Raw genomic sequence first — 19441 nt, forward strand, 5'->3', positions numbered from 1 at the left:
AAGCTACTCTCTTACCCGCTGCTTCACCGGCTCCGAATCATACTGCCGCGCCTTGCCTGGCAAGGTTTTGTCCCGCTCCTTACCCAGCGCCGCCGCTGGCTCGGGTACCCAGTGGTGACGGCCGCCAGCGCGCTCATCATTGAAGGTGGTCGGGATGTCGTGGGCGGCGGTGCGCTGCTGCCAGGTCTGGTGCCGGGTGCCGTCGTCGCGGCGCTCCATCGTGATGCACTGCTCCACGGGGCACACCAGGGAGCAGAGGTTGCAGCCCACGCAGTTCTCGTCGATGATTTCCGGGGTGCGCGTGCCGGCTTGCAACCGGATGGCCTGGTGGGCACCGTCTTCGCAGGCGGTGTAGCAGAGCTGGCAGCCAATGCACTTGGCGGCGTCGATGTGGGCCGTGACTTTGTAGTGGAGGTTAAGCTCTTCCCAGGGCTTTACGTTGGGCAAAGCCCGGCCCACCATATCGTAGATGGTATGGAAGTTCTTTTCCAGCATGTACTGCTCCAGGCCGCTGGTCATCTCGCGGATAATGCCGAAGCCGTAGTGCATGGCTGCCGTGCACACCTGCACCGAACTGGCCCCCAGCAGGATGTGCTCCACCGCGTCGCGCCAGGTTTCGATGCCCCCGATGCCGGAAATGGGCAGGCGCACCCCGGGGTGCTGGGCGCAGTTTTTCACCATGTTCAGGGCAATAGGCTTCACAGCCGGGCCGCAGTAGCCGCCGTTCGAGCCCTGCCCGTCCACGATAGGGTAGGGGGCAAAGGAATCCAGATCCACGCCCACGATGCTCTGGATGGTGTTAATGAGGGAAATGGCATTGGCGCCCCCGCGCCGCGCGGCCAGGGCGGGCTCAGTAATGTCCGAGATATTAGGCGTGAGCTTCACGATAACCGGAATGCGGGCCACTTCCATCACCCACTCCACAATGGTTTGCAGCACCTCCGGCTCCTGGCCCACGGCCGAGCCCATGCCTCGCTCGCACATGCCGTGCGGGCAGCCGAAGTTCAGCTCAATGCCATCGGAGCCGGCATTTTCGGCGTCACGCACGATGTCGTGCCACTCCTGCCGGCTCTGCACCATGAGGGAGGCAATGACGGCGTGGTGCGGAAACCGCTTTTTCACTTCCTCAATCTCGCGCAGGTTGTCGGCCAGCGGGCGGTCCGAAATCAGCTCGATGTTGTTGAAGCCCATCATGCGCTTATCCCGATAGTTCACGCTGCCGTAGCGGCTCGATACGTTTACCACGGGCACGCCCAGCGTCTTCCACACGGCTCCGCCCCAGCCGGCGTCAAAGGCCTTCATCACCTGATACCCCGAGTTGGTAGGCGGCGCCGAAGCCAGCCAGAACGGATTGGGCGACTTGATACCGGCAAAGTTGATGGAGAGGTCAGGCATAGAAATGAGTTTCTGGTTTCTAGTTGCTGGTTTCTGGTTGACTGCGTTATCGGCACGCCATTCCGAACGTCATTCCGAGCGGAGTCGAGGAATCTCGCGTGCTGATGTTGTGGTGGTAACTAGACCCTAGAACGTCCTTCCGAGCGGAGCCGAGGAATCTCGCGTGCTGACGTTGCCACGCTATTCAGACATCAGCACGCGAGATTCCTCTCGCCGCTTGATGCGCGGAATGTCGGAATGACAATTACCACCACAACGTCAGCACGCGAGATTCCTCGGCTACGGCTCCGTCCCTGGCTTGATGCGCCACATGCTCGGAATGACGTTCTGTATGCTCTTATTTCATCAAAAACCGATGAATTCCGTGGGCGGCGGCTTTGCCGTCGGCGGCGGCGTTTACTACTTCGGCGCCGCCGTTGGCCGCGTCGCCGGCGGCGAAGTAGCGCGGGTTGGTGGTTTGGCCGGTGTTGGGGTCGAATAGAATGCGGCCTTTGGCGTCCAATTGCAAATCGGGAATGAAGCTTAGGAAGCCGGTTTGCTTGGACTGGCCGGTGGCTTTTATCACCATGTCGCAGGGCTCCACGAACTCCGAGCCGGGCACGGGTTGCACCTGCCCGTTGCGGGTGGCGGTGCGCACGAATTTCACGCCTTCCACCCGGCCGTTGCCCACAATTTCGAGCGGGGCCACATTGAACAGGCCCTGCACGCCCACGGCTTTGGCCAGATCGTACTCAAACTCGTATGCGCCCATTTCCTCTTTGCCGCGCCGGTAGGCCAGCACCACCCGCTCGGCCCCCAGCCGCGCCGACTCCGAAGCGGCATCCATGGCGGTGTTGCCGCCGCCCAGCACCACCACCCGGCGGCCCACGGCGGTATGCTCCTGCCGGATGCGCAGCTGCTCGATGAACTCTACCGCGCCCACGCAGTTTTCCCGGTCCTCGCCCGGCAGGCCCAGCCCGGAAGTACTGCCCAGCCCAATACCCAGGAAGATGGCCGCGTATTCGGTTTCCAGCTTCTCCAGGTCGGCGCGGCTCTGGATGGGCTGGTTGTAGTGCACCCGGAACCCGAACTGCGCCTCCAGGTAGGCCATTTCGGCGAGGGTTTCCTCGTTGGTGATTTTGTAAGGAGCCACGCCGTAGAGCGTCAGGCCTGAGGGCTGGCCTTTGGCCTCGAACACATCTACCTCGTGGCCCAGCTTGCGCAGCTCGCAGGCACAGCTGATACCCGCCGGCCCGGCCCCAATTACGGCCACCCGAAACCCGGTGGCTGCGCCCGGCCCGAACAGCGGCTTGCCCTGATCCATCACCTGGCGCGTGGCGTGGCTTTGCAGCCGCCCGATTTCAATCGGCTTGGCCCCGGCCGCCGTGTACACGCAGGACCCCTCGCAGAGTACCTCGGTGGGGCACACCTTGCCGCAGGCGTTACCGAAGTAGTTGGCCTCGTAAATGGTGCGGGCCGCGCCAGTAGCATTGCCAGAATTGATCTGCCGGATAAACAGCGGAATGTCAATGCCCGACGGACAGGCCTGAATGCAGGGCGCATCGAAGCAGAACAGACAGCGGGAGCTTTCCAGCAGGGCCTCTGAGTTGCTCATCAGCGGCTTGAGCTGCGCGAAGTTCCCGGCAAATTCCTGGGCGGTGGTAGGGGGTGCGTATTCGGCCATATCCTTGAGTTGTCAGTTTTTAGTTGTCTGTTGTTAGTGCTTAGACTGCTGGTTGTCTACTCTCAGCGTTGGTTCTGACAACAGACAACTAGCAACTGACAACTAGCTTACAGTTCCACCAGCTTCTCGTAGGTTTCGGGGCGCCGGTCGCGGAAGAACTGCCAGGTATTGCGCACCTCCTCAATCATGTCGAGGTCGAATTCGGTGATGAGCAGCTCGTCGTTTTCTTCGGAAGCCTGGGCCAGAATCTGGCCGCGCGGGTCCACGAAGTAGCTGGTGCCGTAGAACTTGCCCAGGTTCCAGGGTTTTTCCTGGCCTACGCGGTTAATGCAACCCATGAAGTAGCCGTTGGCCGCCGCGTGTGCGGGTTGCTCCAGCTTCCAGAGGTACTGCGAGAGGCCGGCTACGGTAGCAGAGGGGTTGTACACGATTTCCGCGCCGTTGAGGCCCAACACACGGGCTCCGTCGGGGAAGTGCCGGTCGTAACAGATGTACACGCCTACTTTGGCGTATTTGGTCTGGAACACGGGGTAGCCCAGGTTGCCGGGCTTGAAGAAGAACTTCTCCCAGAAACCGGAGGTGTGCGGAATGTGGTTTTTGCGGTACTTACCCAGGTAGGTGCCGTCGGCGTCGATAACGGCGGCGGTGTTGTAGAGGAAGCCCGCCGATTCCCGCTCGTACACCGGCACTATCATCACCATGTTGTACTTGCGGGCGTATTCGGCCATGCGCTCCGTAGTCGGGCCGGGCACGGGCTCGGCGGAGGCATACCAGGCTTTGTCCTGGCCGGGGCAGAAGTAGGGGGTGTTGAAGATTTCCTGTAAACAGAGAATCTGCACGCCCTGGCGGCCGGCCTCCTCAATCAGCGGAATGTGCTTCTGCACCATAGCTTCCTTGATTTCCTCAATCGTGCCTTCGCCTTCGGTTTTGGGCAGACTCATCTGAATCAGGCCGGATTTGATTATTCTGGGCATGTCTTTTTGGAGTTTCTGGTTGCTTGTTTCTGGTTGCTAGTTATTCGGGCTGGGCCGTAGCAGAATGATGCGTTGGCTGTTGGTACCGCTCTCCGCGCACGGTAGAAGTGCTCAGGTACTTGAGCAGGCCTTCAATCAGCCGGCCAATTTCTTCTGACAATTCCCGGAGCTCATCAAACTCCGTCTGGGTTAGATACTGCTGATCGAATGCGCGGTAGAGTTGGGACCGTACTTCTCCGGCCGACCCTTTGGCTATACCCAGAAACTGGACAAATTCGCCACGTCCGCCCCGGTCAAATCCTTCTGCAATGTTGTCCATCACCGACCCAGAAGCCCGGCGAATTTGGTCACGCAGCCCAAAATCACGCGCAAACTCTCCGGCCCGGGTGCAATCATAAATACGGCGTGTCAACTCCCTGGCCTTTTGCCAGGCGGTTAGCTCTTCAAACCTGGTAATTGTTGCCATCTTTTCTGAGTTTCTGGTTTCTGGTTGCTTGTTTCTAGTTAAGGGCGCTTCGTTCGTCGGTGGCCTGTCAACTAGAAACAAGCAACCAGCAACTAGAAACTCACTTTCCCACGCTTGATGAATTGCCCGTAGCCGCGCCCAACCTTGGTTTCGCCAGCATCCACGGCTACCTGGCCGCGCAGGAGCACGGTGGTGATTTTGCCGGTCAGCTCGTGGCCTTCGTAGGCGGAGTAGTCCACGTTCATGTGGTGGGTTGCGGCCGAAATGGTGTGCTTCTTTTTGGGGTCGATGAGCACCAGGTCCGCGTCGGCGCCGATGCTGATGGTGCCTTTGCGGGGAAACATGCCGAAGATTTTGGCCGCGTTGGTGCTGGTCACTTCCACAAACCTCTGCGGGCTGATGCGGCCCTTCATCACGCCCTCCGAAAACAGCAGCTCCATGCGGTGCTCGATGGCCGGGTGCCCGTTCGGAATCTTCGAAAAGTCGTCCCGGCCCATTTGCTTCTGCTCCCACCTGAACGGGCAATGGTCGGTGCCCACTACCTGCACCAAGCCCTGGTTGATGCCGGCCCAGAGCGTGGCCTGGTCCTTCGGCTCCCGTAGCGGCGGCGACATCACCCACTTGGCTCCCTCAAAGTCTTCGCCGTACAGCGAAGCATCCAGCAGCAGATACTGAATGCAGGTTTCCACGAACACCCGCTGGTTGCGCTCAGTGGCCCGGCGCACCTGGTTGAGCGCCCCCTCGCAGGTGAGGTGCACGATGTAGGCATTGACGCCGGTGTAGTTGGCAATATCAGCGAAGCGGCCCGAGGCTTCGGCTTCCGTCACTTCGGGCTGGGAGAGGTAGTGGTAGCGGGGCGTGAGCTGGCCGGCGGCGCGGTGCTGGGCAATGAGCGTATCAATCAGGTCGCCGTTGGTGGCGTGGGCCGTCACGAGGCCGCCGTGCTTGCGTACCTCCTGCATCAGCCCCACCATCTGCGCGTCGTCAATCATGAGGGCACCCTTGTAGGCCATGAAGGTTTTGAAGGACGTAATGCCCTCGGCCACCATGTCCTTGATTTCCTCCCGGGTGCCGGGGTTGAAATCCGTCACGGCCATGTGGAAGGAGTAGTCGCCCACGGCGGTGCCGGTGGCCCGGCCTTGCCACTCCGTCAGGGCCTCCCGTAAGCTGTGGCCCTGCTTCTGCAACACAAAATCAATAACGGTAGTAGTGCCGCCGTGCAAAGCGGCGCGGGTGCCGGTTTCGTGGGTGTCGGAGCTGAACGTGCCCATAAACGGCATATCCAGGTGTACGTGCGGGTCGATGCCGCCGGGCAGCACCAGCTTGCCGGTGGCGTCGATAACCTGCGCATCAGCCGGTGCGGGGAGGTTTCTGCCGATGGCGGCAATGGTTTCGCCTTCGGTGAGAATGTCGCAAATGGAATCCGAGTCAGCGGTAATGACGCGGCCGTTTTTTATCAGGATAGCCATGTTTTCAATTAAAAATTAAAAGTGAAAAATTAAAAACGGCTAGGGTCTTGGGGCGGGTAAGATGCTCCTTTGAGTTCTCCGGGATTTAATTTTTAATTCTCAATTTTTAATTGACATGCTGGTCGGCAATCCGCAGAGCCTCCGAAATGATGGCCAGACCTTCGTCCAGCTCATCTTTCGTGATGTTGAGGGGTGGGGCAATGAAGATGTAGTTCCAGCGCACGAAGGTGTACATGCCCAGCTCCCGGATGCGGGCCGCCACCTGGTTCATCACGTCCATTTGTGAAGGCGCGGCGTTCCAGGGGGCCATCGGCTCTTTGGTGTCCCGGTTCTTCACCAGCTCCAGGCAGCCAAACAGGCCCGTATTGCGCCAGTCGCCGATGCTGGGGTGCTCACCCATCAGGTCGCAGATGCGGGCGTCGAGGTAGTGGCCCAGCTCCCGCACGTTTTCCAGCATGTTTTCCTCCTCGTAGATATCGAGCACGGCCACGGCGGCGGCGCAGGATACGGGGTGGGCCGAGTAGGTGAGGCCCAGCGGCAGGGGCCGCTCATCAAAGTAGTGGGCAATCTGCTCGTCCACCATCACCGCGCCCAGCGGTAGGTAGCCGGCCGTAATGCCCTTGGCCATGCACATCAGATCCACTTTCACGCCGTGGTGGTCGGAGCCGAACCACCGGCCGGTGCGCCCGAAGCCCGACATCACCTCGTCGGCAATGAGCAGAATGCCGTGCCGGTCGCAGATTTCGCGCACCCGCTGCCAATAGCCGGGCGGGTACTTGATGCAGCCCGAGGTGCCCGACTCACCCTCCAGGATAACGGCCGCCACGCTGCCCGGATTCTCGTAGCCGATGATGCGCTCCATGGCGGCGGCGGCCCGCTCGGCGCACTCCTCGGGCGTGCGGCTGTACCAGGGGCAGCGGTAGAAATAGGGGTTTTCCACGTGCACCGTGCCGGGCATGGCCTGCGAGTCGACGGCGAATTTGCGCGGGTCGCCGCCCACGCTGATGGCCCCGTACGACGCGCCATGAAACGACTGGTACAGCGACACGATTTTGTGGCGACCGGTGTACACGCGGGCCAGCTTCACGGCGTTTTCGATGCTCTCGGCTCCGCCCAGAGTGAAAAAGGCTTTGGTGAGGTTGGGCGCGGTGATGTCGGCCAGGCGGCGTCCCAGGTCACCGCGGGCCTTGGTAATCATGCCGGGGTACACGTAGCTCAGCTCCCGCATCTGAGCGGCCACGGCCTCGGTCACCTTCTGGTTGCCGTGGCCGATGTTCACGTTCATCAGCTGCGAGCTGAAATCGATGTAGCGTTTGCCGTCCCGGTCCCAGAGGTACACGCCCTCGGCCCGCTCGGCGCTAATCGGGTTCAGCCCTGCCTGCTTCGACCACGAAAACAGCGTGTAATCGAGGTTGTCCTGCAGAATCTGCTGCTTATCGGTGTCGAAGGTGGTTTCCATATGGCGTAAGGGCGTGGCGGGATTGAAAGTGCTTCCTGGAAAATATGGCTAAATATTCTCAGGGTAACGGGTGCTGAATGTGACTTCTTTCACACCTAGTTTATTGCACAGCTGGTTGAAGACCTCCTCCGTCAATGGCCCATAAACCGGCTGATCTTGGGAGTCACTTTTCGTTCGTTTGATAAGATAGTAGTGTGTTACTGACTCCAGAACCTCACTGTCAAATTCACCGGCTAAAGGGTGCTGTTTTACGAATAGGTATTCTGAATTATAGCCTACTGCAGCTACATAAGCCGGTACTATTTCTTCTGTATTATAAAGGGCACGGCGTATATGCAAGTCTATCCAAGTAACATCATAGTTATCTACAATATGGTCAGTGCCGTTATCGAACAAGCCAAAGCAACCCGATAAAAGCAAGCAGACCGCAGCAAAAATGCTGGTGTGCCAACGCGTATTATTCATCCTAGCTCATCCAGTTCGTGCGCGACTCGGGGTTCCACTTGGTGGTTACTTTCTTCATCTGGGTCCAGAACTCGATGGAGCTTTTGCCGGTGATGTCGCAGGCGCCGAATTTCGACTCGTTCCAGCCGCCGAAGGAGAATGGCTCCCGGGGCACGGGCACGCCGATGTTCACGCCTATCATGCCGGCCGAAGCGTGGTCCATGACGTAGCGGGCCAAGCCGCCGCTCTGGGTGAAGACGGCCGCCGCGTTGCCGTAGCTGGAGGCGTTTTCGATGGATAAAGCTTCATCCAGGGAGTTAGTGCGCATGATGGCCAGCACCGGCCCGAACACTTCCTCGCTGGCAATGGCCATGTCGGGCGTCACGTAGTCGATGATGGTGGGGCCAACGTAGTAGCCGTCTTCGTGGCCGGGCACGGTAGCTTGGCGGCCATCGAGCAGCACTTTCGCGCCGGCCTGCTCAGCTTCGGTGATGTAGCGCTCAATCCGCTCCTTGGCCTGCCGGCTGATAACGGAGCCCAGGTTCTGGCCGGGCACGATGCGGCGGGCTTCCTCCACCAGCTTGCCGATGATGTGGTCGACGCTGCCCACGGCCACCATGGCCGAGCCGGCCATGCACCGCTGCCCCGCGCAGCCCGACATGGAGGCGGCCACGTTGGAGGCCGTCATGTCGGGGTGGGCGTCGGGCAGCACCAGCAGGTGGTTTTTGGCCCCGCCCAGGGCCACGCACCGCTTCAGGTTGCCGGTGGCCCGGCGGTACACCACCTGGGCAATGCGCGTGGAACCCACAAACGACACCGCCTGAATAGCCGGATGGTCGCAGATGGCTTCCACGATTTCCCGGTCACCGTTTACCACGTTCAGCACGCCGTCGGGCAGGCCGGCCTGCTTCAGCAGCTCGGCGATGCGCACGGCGCTGAGCGGCACCAGCTCCGAGGGTTTCAGAATCAGGCAGTTGCCCAGCACCAGGGCGTTTGGGATGGTCCAGTGAGGAACCATGTTGGGGAAGTTGAACGGGGCAATGGAGGCCACCACGCCCAACGGCCGCTTCTCAATGCGGCATTCCACGCCCTTGCTCACTTCCAGTACCTCGCCAGCCACCAGCTGGGGCAGGGAGCAGGCAAACTCGGTTAGCTCAATGGCCTTTTCTACCTCGGCCCGGGCCTCGTCCAAAGTTTTACCGTTTTCCTGGTGCACCAGCTCCGACAGCTCGGTCATGTGCTGCTCCAGCAGGGTTTTGTAGCGGTAGAACACCTGCACCCGCTCCTTGATGGGCGTGGCCGACCAGGCCGGAAACGCCGCCTGGGCCGCCCGCACGGCCGCGTCCAGCTCGGCAGCTCCCGACAGGGGCATTTCGGCCAGCACCGCGCCCGTCAGGGGGCTCTCCACCAACAGGGTAGCGGCGGCTTCGGACTCGACAAACTGACCGGCCACGTAGTTGTGTACAACCGGGTATTTTACAGTTTCTGCCTCCATGTTACGTAATTGTTAAGTATCCGCAAGTAATGGGTTTTTCCACAACAACCTACGGGCCACCGGAATTTTATCCTCTTATCTGAAGAAATATACCGAATGGTAAGCAGCTGAAAAATAGGCAGCCCGTAGCGTAGCAGTTTGATAACACCCCGGCCCACGCCAGTCAGGCCCGCACGGCTGGCGGGCCTGACTGGCGTACTTCGGTGCCTTGTAGTATTAAGGCGGGATGGTCGGAATAGTGCTATTGTGCCGCGCCGGCCCGTGGCAGGAAATGCCGGATGGTTTGCTCCCACAGGGCGCGGTGCCGCCGCCAGTAGGGCTCATGGCCGGAACCCACGAAATCCTGCCGCTGCCTAGGGCCAGCCAGGGCCGCGAAAATGGCGTCGGTTTCCTGGCGGGTCACGCGCGGGTCGGCGGTGCCCCAGAGCAGCAGGGTAGGCGTGCGTACCCGGGCGGCGTAGCGGGTGGCGTCGAGGTCAAAGGCCTGAAAATTGTTTTCCACTCCGCCCCAGAACACGAGCAGGTTGGCCATCGGGAAAGAAGGGACGTGCATGAAGCGGAAGCGGCCTTGCGCCGTCTGGAGCATGGAGCCGTAGGGGCATTCCAGCACGTTGGCGGCGGGCCGCACGCCCAACTCGGCCTCGGCCCGGAGCGTGGCCACGGCTCCCATGGAGTTGGCATACACCACCACCGGGCCGCCCCGCCGTTGCAGCCAGCTTACCACCGCAGCCACGTCGGCGGCTTCGTGGCGGCCCACAGTGCACACGTTGCCCTCGGAGCCGCCGTTGCCGGCAAAGTCCGTGAGCAGCACGTTGTAGCCGAGGCGGCGGAAGTAGCCGGCTTCGGTAAGCAGCTTGCCTTTGGAGCTGGTGTAGCCGTGAAACAGGGCCACCGTGCCGCGCGGGCGGGCCACCGGACCGTACCAGCACTCCAGCCGGCCGTTGGGGCTGGGCAGGTGCAGGGTGGCATACGGAAAGTCGGGCCGCTGCTGGTTAACAGGCTTGGGGTTTTGGATGCCCGTCAGCAGCACCCACAGCTTCTGCCCGGCCGTGAGCTGCTCGGGGTTGTTGGTGTGCGGGCCGGCCTCAGTAGTAAAGTGGGTGAAGCGCCAGGCGTGAAAAGCGGCCACCACGTTCAGGCCCGCAAACACCACGGCCGCCAGCACCAAGGTGCGGCGGCCGTAGCGGTACCGTTTCTTCGCGGCCATTAGCCGCGCCCGGGGCGTTTGCCGCCTGTGGGGCCGGGTTTGCGGCCGGTGCTGCCGGGGCGGCCACCGGGGGCGGCAGGACCCCGGCCAGTGGGTTTGGCTCCCGGCTTGCGGCCGGCTCCGCCCGTCGCCGAGGGTTTTGCGCCGCCGCTTTTGCTGCCCGCTGGCTTGGGGGCGAACGAGCCGGTACCGGCCGGGCGGCCCGCGCCTCGGCTGCCAGCGGCGCGTTTGGTGCCTTCTGATGCCGATTTAGGCGCGTTGCGGTTGAAGCCGCCCGTGGGGGCAGGTTTGGCGTTGGCCGGCCGCACACCGCCGGGCCAGTACTCAGAGCCTTTGTTGGGTGTTTTGAAGGTGCCGGCGGCGGCCGTCTGGGCGGCCATGTCGTCGGTGAGGGCGCGGACCTCCTTTTCGGTCAGCTCGCGCCACTGGCCGGGCCGCAGGTCGGCTACTTTGAGGTCGGCCAGCTGCACGCGCACCAGGCGCAGGGTGGGGAAGCCCACGGCGGCCGTCATCTTGCGCACCTGCCGGTTCATGCCCTGAGAAATGCGAATCTGCACCCAGCTGGTGGGAATGGCGGCCCGGAAGCGCACCGGCTTGCTCCGTTCCCAGAGCTGGGGCGCGTCGGGCAGCAGTTCCACCTCGGCGGGGCTGGTGAAGCCGGTTTTCAGGTCCACGCCGCGCCGCAGGTTCTCCAGGGCTTCCTCAGTGGGCACGCCTTCTACCTGCACCCAATAGGTTTTCGGCACCTTAAAGCGGGGCTCGGACAGGCGGTGCTGGAGCTGCTTGTCGTCGGTGAGCAGCACCAGGCCCTCGGAGTCGTAGTCGAGGCGGCCAACGGGGTAGATGCTGGGTACGTCCACGAAGTCCTTAAGCGTTTGCCGGCCATTTTCGTCGGTGAACTGAGTCAGGACTTCGTAGGGCTTGTTGAGCAGTATGTAGCGCATGCGGGGCGTGGGTTTTGCAGCCCACCTTCAGATGTAAGCGGCAAAGGTACGGCTACTTCGGCAGCCGCTTGCGCCGCAGGCTTTCGGCAATCAGCATCCGCACCGTACCGTTGGGGCGCACCACATATTCGCCACTGTCCTGCACGGATACGCCATTGCGCATTTCGTCGCGGTAGTTGTGGTATACCAGCGTACCAATGCGCACAGAGTCCCGGACAGTGGGAGTAGGCGGGGCCGGCAGGTTATTGATGCGGGCCATTTCGGCCAGGTAGAGCAACGAGTCACGCTTGGTATACGGGCGGAAGCGAAACTTGCCAGGGAAATAGTTTTTCGCGTCTGAAACCCGGTTGCGCACAAAATCCTGCACGGCCAGCTCCGCCTGTTTTTCCGGGGTTTTGGAACAGCCCAGCAGCAGCGTGGTAGAAAAGAGGAAGAATGAGAAACGCTTCATAAAGAGGTAGTAAAAAGTCGCAGCAAGTTTAAGCCTGTTAAACAGAACCTCATCCAGAACGTAGCCGGAGGCAGGTGGCGCATCTCACGACGTGCTGATGTGGTAGTACCACCAGTCAGACATCCGCACGTGAGATTCTCCGGTTTCGCTCCTTCCCGAACGTGATGCACCACCTGCTCGGAAGAACAATTATCAGCACAGCGCCGCTACGCAAGGTGCCGCACTCTACCTTCAGCTACGTTCTGCATAACCGTTAGCCCCAGACATCAGCCTGCGGGATTCCTCGCAAGCTCGGCAGGACGTGCTAGTGCCGGTTGACTATACACCCCCCGAGTATTTACGGGTGGCCCACTCCACCGTCATCAGCCCCAGCAGCAGGAAAAACAGCCATTTCAGGTTAATCAGGTCCTGCAGATCCTCCTGCTCATACAGCACAGGCTTGTAGTTGGCCTTGCGGATATCCTGGGCCAGCTGCTGTAGCTGCTGCGGAAAATACAGCCGCTGCCCACTACGGCGAGCCAGCTGGGACAGCAGGTTATGGTCGGCTCGGGACTGGGTGGCTTCCAGCTGTTGGGCTTGTACCAGCACCTCGCCCCGGTCTTGCTGGAGCTGCCCGCCCAAGGTGGCGCGGGCGGTATAGCGGTATAGCCCGGCCGGTAGTGGCCCCAAATGAAGGGGAGAGCCGTCATCGGGGTTGGCAAAGGTGAACGTGCGGGGTTTCTGCTGCTCGTTGGTGAGCGTGAGGGTAATTTGCTGGTTATAGATCCGCTCAAAAATAGCGTTGTAGGTTTCCGCCCCGAAGGTCACATCGTCCTGAATATCAAAAACCTCCTGGGTGGGGTACACGTCGAGGCGCTTTTTGTTGGCGTTCTGGGTGAGCAGCTGTAGGGTGCGCAGCACCAGCCGGTCGTAGGCCTCGGGTCGGTCGTCGTGCTCCACGGCTTCCTGCAGGCGCCACTGCCAGCTGCCCTCCGTGAGCAGGGTGGCCTGGCGTTGGGCAGGTGTGCCGCCAAAAACCAGCAGTGGCTTCTGGGTTTTCAGGCGGCCCACCTGCTGCCACAGAGCTACTTCCGTGCCCCCGCTCAGGCGTACATCCCCAAAGGGTACCAATGCAGGTGGGTAGGCCAGAAACCGCCGCAGGGCATCTTCCTCGAAGGAAAACCGCGTGAAGCTGGCATTCGGTACGGGGGTCACCTCGTCGGTTTGGCTGCCCCGGGGCGTTACCGTAAGGCCAGTGCCCAGGGCATTATAAGCACCAAAGTTGGTCTGCGCCCCCAGCACATATAAGGTTGGCACCCGGCGGGCTTTCACCTGCGCCAGCACCTCCTGTCCCACCCCGCTCTGGGCCGGAAGCTGGTGCAGAATAGCCACGTCGAAGTCCTGGCGTTGGAGCGGGCTGATACCGGGCAGGTAGGTGGTCAGGTCGAAGTTGTCGTTTTGCTGAATGGCAGCGCGCAGGGCTTTCAGGTCGGGGTGGGGAGCGGCACCGGCCAGCAGCACCCGCAGCTTGCCCTTCACCACCTCCAGGTAAGCAAATTTCTGGTTATTGAGCAGGGTAAACTCGCCGGGCAGCTGGCTGATGGCTACCTCGTAGCGCCGTTTGCCGGGAGCCGGGGCCGTGAGCAGAAACGTGGTGCGCACGCGGCGCTGTCCGGCGGGCAGCCGTACCTGCCGGGTTTGCAGCACCCGGCCGTTTTCGCGCACCTGCACGGTAGCCGTGCTGCCGGCGTACCCATCGTAGCCAATTTCCGCTTCAATGGGGAACTGGTTGCCGCTGAAGGCCACGCGGTTGTAGGCCAGGGCCGGCAGGCTCACATCCTTCTTCGGGATGGTGTCGCCCACGCCCACGGCGTACACCGGGAAGGGATACTCAGCGTACTGCGGAGCCCGGCCCTGGTTCACCAGCCCATCCGACAGCAGTACCACACCCGCCAGATTGCGTCCTTCAAACTCGTTACCGATGCCTGCGAGCAGCCCATCCACATCGGTGCTGGCCGCCTGAAACCGCACTGAATCGGGCCGGGTGGACGAACTAGAACTTAGGGTGCGGGTTTCTACCTGAAAGCCCTGGCTGCGCAGCTCGGTAGCCAGCTGCTGCAGCCCCAGAGTGGCCTGGCGCAGCACCGCCGGGGGCGTAAACAGCCCCACCGACTGCGAGTTATCCAGCGCCAGCACCAGCGTGGGCTCCTGCCGGGTAGTGGTGGTGGATTTCAGAAACGGCGACAACAGCAGAAAGCACAGAAAGCTCACCACCGCAAAGCGTACGGCCGCCAGCGCGTAGTTCACGCTTCGGCTCCACGGAGCTTTGGCCGAGTACAGCAGGACCGCGTAGCCCAGCCCCACCAGCAGGCACAGCGCAATAAACCAGGGAGAAGCAGATAACAGCAAAAGCCGACAGAAATCAGTGTGAACTTAAAAACCCCAAACCCGCGCCCATAGTTGCGCCGCGCGCCGGGGCCGGGTAGCGAAGGTAGCAGGTTGCGGGAGGAGGGTGGTAAACCGGAACCCGCGGCAGCTTACCTTGGTGCGGAATCAGGCCCACGATATGCTCCAGAAGTTAGCTCCCGTTTTGTTTGTGCTGGCGTGCGCGGCGTTTGTGCTGTTGCCGAAGATAATAGCATCAGATAGCCAAGAGCCAGTTCATGAAACTGAAGTACGCGTACCCCTAACAAATCTGAGTTGGGGCGACACTATTCAGTTACAGGCTTTTTATGCTGATTGCGGCGAGTTTGGCGGTCATCTGGAGAGAATCAAGGTCTTCCTTCCCGAATCAAGTCCGGAAGGTCCGCCGGTTGCGGTTTTGTTACTGGATTCAACTAATTGTGAAATAGACCCCAAGCAGCACTTGCTATTCATGGCACAACAGGTTAATCTATCGGTTTCTCAGCAGTATAACGTAGAAGAATATATGCGGGAATTGTTGGTTTATGGGCAACAGAAATTTCCCTCAGTTAACGCAAGTAATGGATTCAGTGCCAGTCTGTATTCGCAGGAAATGGGTGTGAAAATGGTTGACATACGAGTATCTGATACACGGTTCACATTTGACGGTTTTAGCCGGCTGCGACAGTCTTTATTTATAAAATCTTTGCCCCGTCATAAGTAAATGCGAAAGTTACTTTACAGATTAGACAGGCTCCAGTTTGTGGGTGCTTTCAACCGTCGAGCCGGTCGTGGTAAGAACTATATAACCATCCTCAATGTGGCTGCCACCGCGCCAACCAACGATGACCGGTCCGACGGCTGGAAAAGCCGCCGGACCGGAGCGACCATCCCTCTACTCTGCTACCTCCGCACACAGCCGCGCAATTTCCAGCTCCTCGTTAGTGGGCACTACCAGCACCCGCACCCGGGTGCCGGCCGCCGATAAGTCCCGGATGCCGGGGGCGCGGCGGGCGTTTTCGGGTTCATCGAGCTGGATGCCCAGGAAATCCAGGTTGGCGCATACCAGCTGACGCACCAGCGCGTCGTTTTCGCCCACGCCGCCCGTGAATACCACGGCTTCGGCCCCGTTGAGCACGGCCAGGAAACTGCCGAGGTACTTCTTGATGCGGTAGGCGTAGAGGTCGTAGGCGAGGCGGGCGCGCGGGTCGCCTTCGTTGAGCAGGCGTGTGATGTCGCGCATGTCGCTGTGGCCGGTGAGGCCGAGCATGCCGCTTTCCTTGTTGAGCAGGTTCTTCACGTCATCGAGCGAGTAGCCCAGCTGTTCCACCAGGTGGAAGATGACGGCCTGGTCAGTGTCGCCGGCGCGGGTGCCCATCACCAGGCCATTCATGGGGCCGAAGCCCATGCTGGTATCCACGGCGCGGCCGGCCACAGTGGCGGTCATGCTACAGCCGTTGCCCAGGTGCACCGTAATCACGCGGGCGTCGGGCTGGCCCAGGTAGCGCAGGGTTTCCTGGCTCACGAACTGGTGGCTGGTGCCGTGGAAGCCGTAGGCGCGCAGCCCGTGCCGGGTGTACAGCTCCTCGGGCAGCGCGAAACGGTAGGCGTGAGGCGGCAGCGTGCTATGGAAGGCCGTGTCGAACACCGCCACCTGCCGGGCCTGCGGAAACAGCTGCTCGGCCACCTCCATGCCCAGCAGGTTGGCCGGGTTGTGCAGCGGGGCCAGCGGAAACAGCTCCCGGATGCGGGCCTTCACCTCCGGCGTTACCAGCGTCGGCTCCCGGAACTCCTCGCCACCATGCACGGCCCGGTGGCCCACCAGCTGCACGTCGGCCGGATCGGGCAAAACGCCGGTGGCGGGGTCGGTGAGCAGGCGCATGGCCTGCTCCAGGCCGGTGCGGTGGTCGGGAATGGGCAGGGTGTGGCGCTCGGTGTGCTCCTGGCCATCGGACCTCAGGGTGGTGTGCGTGAGCTGGCCCTCGGACAACCCGATGCGTTCCACCAGCCCGCGGGCCAGCGGCTGCTCCTGCGGCCAGCGAAACAGTTGGTACTTCAGCGAGCTGCTGCCGGAGTTAATGACGAAGATGTGCATGGGAATGACAAGGGGAAACGGAGCTACTTGGGATGTCGACAAAACACCAGAACGTCATGCTGAGCGAAGGCGCAGCCGGAGCCGAAGCATCTCTACCGCTTCGTTGTAATGCTATATGATTAGCCAGAGGTAGAGATGCTTCGGCAAGCTCAGCATGACGGTCTTTACTATGCTACCTCCTTCTTAGCCGGCAGCAGCTTCTTCACCAGCCGTACTACCTGGTCAACCACGAAGCCAACTACCAGACCGCCCAGGCCGCAGGCCACTACTTTGGCCAGCCAGGCCACGGCGGGCATGGAGGCCAGGGCTACTTCCAGATCATGCAGCAAGTGGGCGGTGAAGGGGATGCCGTGGGCAATGATTTCGGCCCCTACCCACAGCATGGCAGCAGTACCCACGTAGCTCAGGATGCTGAGAAACTTCGGCATGAACTTCACGAGGCCGCGGCCGAAGCTCTTGGTGGCCGCACTGTTGTCGCCCTCGGCCAGGTGCAGACCAATGTCGTCGGCTTTCACAATCAACCCCACAAACCCGTATACGGCCACCGTGATGAATACCGCTACGGCCAGCATCACCACAATCTGGTTCACAATGGGCTGCCCGGTTACCTGGCTGTAGGCAATGGCCATGATTTCGGCCGACAGAATGATGTCGGTGCGGACGGCGCCGGCCACGCGCTGCTTTTCCAGCTCCTCCGGCGTAATGGTTTCCAGCTGCTCGGTTTCCGCGTGGGCCTCGGGGTGCTTGCTGAATAGGGAATGCACCTTCTCGTAGCCCTCGTAGCACAGGTAGGCCCCGCCCAGCATCAGGATGGGCGTAATGGCCCAGGGCGCGAAGTAGCCCAGCACCAGCGCCGCCGGCGTCAGAATCAGCAGCTTGTTGAACAGGGACTTCTTGGCAATCTGGAAGATGATGGATAACTCCCGCGAGGGGTCGAGGCCGACCACGTATTTGGGCGTCACGGCCGTGTCGTCAATTACAATGCCTGACACCTTGCCGGTGGTTTTGGCCACCTGCGCCGGCACATCGTCCAGGCTGGCGGCGCTGACTTTTACTAGGGCTGAAACATCATCTAAGAGGGCAAAAAGTCCGGAAGCCATGCGAGTTGGTTGGGTGGTGGGATAAAAAAGAAAGGTGTTTTGTTGGCGTAGCGGGGCGGAAGCTACCGGATAGAATCCGGAGCGCCGCGGCGCCGGCCCGTACTGGATCAGGCGGAGGCCGGGGTGCGGCCGGTGCTCTGGCCACGGTCGGGATGGCAGCCAGAAACGTGCATACGTGCCGTTTGCCCATTCCGATGCTTGGGGAAAGCTGCCCGCCAGCTACTGTCCCCTCCCCGGCAAGGCCCTGAAGCACGGGAGCTATGGGGCAGGAATAGCGAATCTGGAATATTGCCGCTATTTTGGGTTCATGCGCGGCATCAACAAAGTCACCCTCATTGGCAACCTCGGCAAAGACCCGGAAATCAACATACTGGACGGCAACGTGGCCGTAGCAAAATTCTCGCTGGCGACCTCCGAAACCTACCGCGACAAAGCCGGCCAGGCTCATACCAGCACCGACTGGCACAGTGTGGTGCTCTGGCGCGGCCTGGCCGAGCTGGCCCAGGCCTACCTGCGCAAAGGCAGCTTGGTGTACCTGGAGGGCAAGCTCAAAACCCGCCATTACGACGACGCGGCCGGCCAGCGGCACTACGTGACGGAAATTATTGGGGAGCAGCTGCTGATGCTGGATAAAAAGCCGGGCGAGCAACTGTCGCCGCTGGCGCCATGAAGGCGGCGGTTTCGCTCCGCCTGACCGATGATCGGGCCGGCTTTCGGGTGTTCTTTCCCTACTCCGACGCCGCCCTGCGTCCGGCGCTACTGGCGGCTGGCGTGCAGTACCGGGCCGCCCTGCGGGGCTATTGGCTGCCAGCCACGCCCGAAGCCGTGGAGCTGCTGCGGCAGGCGTGCCAGCGGGCAGCGGTGCCGCTGCACGTGCCAGTGGTACCAGCGCTGGCCGTAGCTCCGCCGCCACCTACCGCGCACGAGGTACTGCTGGCCCGCTACTGCCAGCTGATTGCCCTAAAGCGCTATAGCCCCAACACACTGAAAAACTACCGGGGCGCATTTCAGCTGTTTCTGACGCACCACGCGCCGCGCCTGCCGCTGGAGCTCAGCAGACAGGATGTGCTCAACTACCTGGCCGGCCGTGTGGCCGCCGGCATCTCCGAAGCCTACCAGAACGTGCTCATCAATGCCATTAAATTCTACTACGAGCAGGTAGAAAACCAACCGCGCCAATACTACGAAGTGCCCCGGCCCAAGCAGCCGCTCACCAATCCCAAAGTGCTGGCCCAGGTGGAGGTGCGCGCACTTTTGCAAGGCACCGAAAACATTAAGCATCGGGCCATGCTCATGCTGGCCTATGGGCTGGGACTGCGCCTGGGCGAAGTGCTGGCCCTTACGCCGCAGGACATCGACAGCCGGCGCATGGCCCTGTATGTGAGAGGCGGCAAAGGGAAGAAAGACCGGGACCTGCCCCTGCCTGATAGCCTGCTGCAACTACTACGGGAGCAGTTTCGGCAGTTTAGGCCAGTCACGTTTCTATTTGAAGGCCAGCGGCCGGGGGAGCCTTATAGTGAGCGTAGCCTGCAACTGGTAGTGAAGCAGGCGGCGGAGCGGGCCGGAATTCGCCGGCCCGTTACGCTGCACATGTTACGGCACAGTTATGCAACCCATTTGCTGGAGGCCGGTACTGACATTCGCGTAATCCAGGACCTACTGGGGCACAGTAGTATTAAAACCACTGAAATTTACACCCATGTGGCTCAACGCAGCCGACCTGTTTCTCCCCTCGACAGTCTCGGGTTGTAGGGACCGGGTTTCGGCAATAAGGCGAACGTCAGTACTATTGCCGAAAGACTATTGCGTACAGAGCGTATATTGCCGAAACACAAACACCCTCGCTACCTTCGGCAATAAAAATGTTGTACGCCATTTGCGACAAGCTTCAATATTA

Annotated in this window: 17 protein-coding genes; 3 read left to right on the forward strand and 14 right to left on the reverse strand. The window is 61.1% G+C overall.

Annotated elements, in window-relative coordinates:
* Positions 1-3: 3 nt before the first annotated feature.
* From preA to EI290_RS05235, 12 genes are all read right to left on the reverse strand, one after another.
* Positions 4-1395 carry an NAD-dependent dihydropyrimidine dehydrogenase subunit PreA gene (preA, locus tag EI290_RS05180; protein WP_125427428.1) on the reverse strand — a complete coding sequence of 464 codons (1392 nt, stop codon included), beginning with the start codon at positions 1393-1395 and terminating at the stop codon, positions 4-6.
* A 337-nt stretch (positions 1396-1732) separates the two neighbouring features.
* A complete protein-coding gene (locus EI290_RS05185) occupies positions 1733-3058 on the reverse strand; it encodes an FAD-dependent oxidoreductase (RefSeq protein ID WP_125427430.1) in 1326 nt (441 codons plus the stop codon).
* A gap of 107 nt (positions 3059-3165) precedes the next feature.
* Positions 3166-4032, reverse strand: coding sequence for a nitrilase-related carbon-nitrogen hydrolase (locus EI290_RS05190; protein ID WP_185816853.1), 867 nt, complete (start codon positions 4030-4032; stop codon positions 3166-3168).
* Between the two features lie 40 nt (positions 4033-4072).
* Complete coding sequence (locus EI290_RS05195) at positions 4073-4498, reverse strand: four helix bundle protein (RefSeq protein ID WP_125427575.1); 426 nt, start codon at positions 4496-4498, stop codon at positions 4073-4075.
* 92 nt (positions 4499-4590) lie between these two features.
* Positions 4591-5967: a dihydropyrimidinase gene (gene hydA, locus EI290_RS05200; protein ID WP_125427432.1), complete on the reverse strand. Its 1377-nt coding sequence runs from the start codon at positions 5965-5967 to the stop codon at positions 4591-4593.
* A gap of 106 nt (positions 5968-6073) precedes the next feature.
* On the reverse strand, positions 6074-7426 hold the full coding sequence (locus tag EI290_RS05205; RefSeq protein WP_125427434.1) for an aminotransferase class III-fold pyridoxal phosphate-dependent enzyme: 1353 nt from the start codon (positions 7424-7426) through the stop codon (positions 6074-6076).
* A 48-nt stretch (positions 7427-7474) separates the two neighbouring features.
* A complete protein-coding gene (locus EI290_RS05210) occupies positions 7475-7891 on the reverse strand; it encodes a DUF3997 domain-containing protein (RefSeq protein WP_125427436.1) in 417 nt (138 codons plus the stop codon).
* 1 nt (position 7892) lies between these two features.
* The gene (locus EI290_RS05215) at positions 7893-9365 is read right to left on the reverse strand and encodes a CoA-acylating methylmalonate-semialdehyde dehydrogenase (protein ID WP_125427438.1); all 1473 of its coding nucleotides are present in this window, start codon (positions 9363-9365) and stop codon (positions 7893-7895) included.
* A 241-nt stretch (positions 9366-9606) separates the two neighbouring features.
* Entirely contained in the window at positions 9607-10572 is a 966-nt protein-coding gene (locus EI290_RS05220; RefSeq protein ID WP_125427440.1) for an alpha/beta hydrolase, read from the reverse strand.
* Positions 10572-11516 carry a pseudouridine synthase gene (locus EI290_RS22845; protein WP_262706442.1) on the reverse strand — a complete coding sequence of 315 codons (945 nt, stop codon included), beginning with the start codon at positions 11514-11516 and terminating at the stop codon, positions 10572-10574. The genes EI290_RS05220 and EI290_RS22845 overlap by 1 nt, the downstream gene beginning before the upstream one ends.
* Positions 11517-11568: 52 nt before the next feature.
* Positions 11569-11967 carry a hypothetical protein gene (locus EI290_RS05230; RefSeq protein WP_125427442.1) on the reverse strand — a complete coding sequence of 133 codons (399 nt, stop codon included), beginning with the start codon at positions 11965-11967 and terminating at the stop codon, positions 11569-11571.
* A gap of 318 nt (positions 11968-12285) precedes the next feature.
* Positions 12286-14355 carry a VWA domain-containing protein gene (locus tag EI290_RS05235; RefSeq protein ID WP_246008857.1) on the reverse strand — a complete coding sequence of 690 codons (2070 nt, stop codon included), beginning with the start codon at positions 14353-14355 and terminating at the stop codon, positions 12286-12288.
* Between the two features lie 157 nt (positions 14356-14512).
* Between EI290_RS05235 and EI290_RS05240 the strand changes: the two genes are divergently transcribed.
* Complete coding sequence (locus tag EI290_RS05240; RefSeq protein WP_125427444.1) at positions 14513-15073, forward strand: hypothetical protein; 561 nt, start codon at positions 14513-14515, stop codon at positions 15071-15073.
* A 171-nt stretch (positions 15074-15244) separates the two neighbouring features.
* On the opposite strand, the gene EI290_RS05245 is transcribed toward EI290_RS05240, so the two are convergent.
* A complete protein-coding gene (locus tag EI290_RS05245; protein ID WP_125427446.1) occupies positions 15245-16444 on the reverse strand; it encodes an acetate/propionate family kinase in 1200 nt (399 codons plus the stop codon).
* 167 nt (positions 16445-16611) lie between these two features.
* The gene (locus EI290_RS05250) at positions 16612-17544 is read right to left on the reverse strand and encodes a DUF808 domain-containing protein (RefSeq protein WP_125427448.1); all 933 of its coding nucleotides are present in this window, start codon (positions 17542-17544) and stop codon (positions 16612-16614) included.
* Between the two features lie 307 nt (positions 17545-17851).
* Between EI290_RS05250 and EI290_RS05255 the strand changes: the two genes are divergently transcribed.
* Both EI290_RS05255 and EI290_RS05260 read left to right on the forward strand, forming a co-directional pair.
* Complete coding sequence (locus EI290_RS05255) at positions 17852-18214, forward strand: single-stranded DNA-binding protein (protein WP_125427450.1); 363 nt, start codon at positions 17852-17854, stop codon at positions 18212-18214.
* Positions 18211-19296 (forward strand): tyrosine-type recombinase/integrase, encoded by a 1086-nt coding sequence (locus tag EI290_RS05260; RefSeq protein ID WP_125427452.1) that lies wholly within the window; start codon positions 18211-18213, stop codon positions 19294-19296. The genes EI290_RS05255 and EI290_RS05260 overlap by 4 nt, the downstream gene beginning before the upstream one ends.
* Positions 19297-19441 lie beyond the last annotated feature (145 nt).

Origin of the sequence: Hymenobacter metallilatus (genome assembly GCF_003944705.1) — a bacterium.
GTDB classification, from domain to species: Bacteria; Bacteroidota; Bacteroidia; order Cytophagales; family Hymenobacteraceae; genus Hymenobacter; species Hymenobacter metallilatus.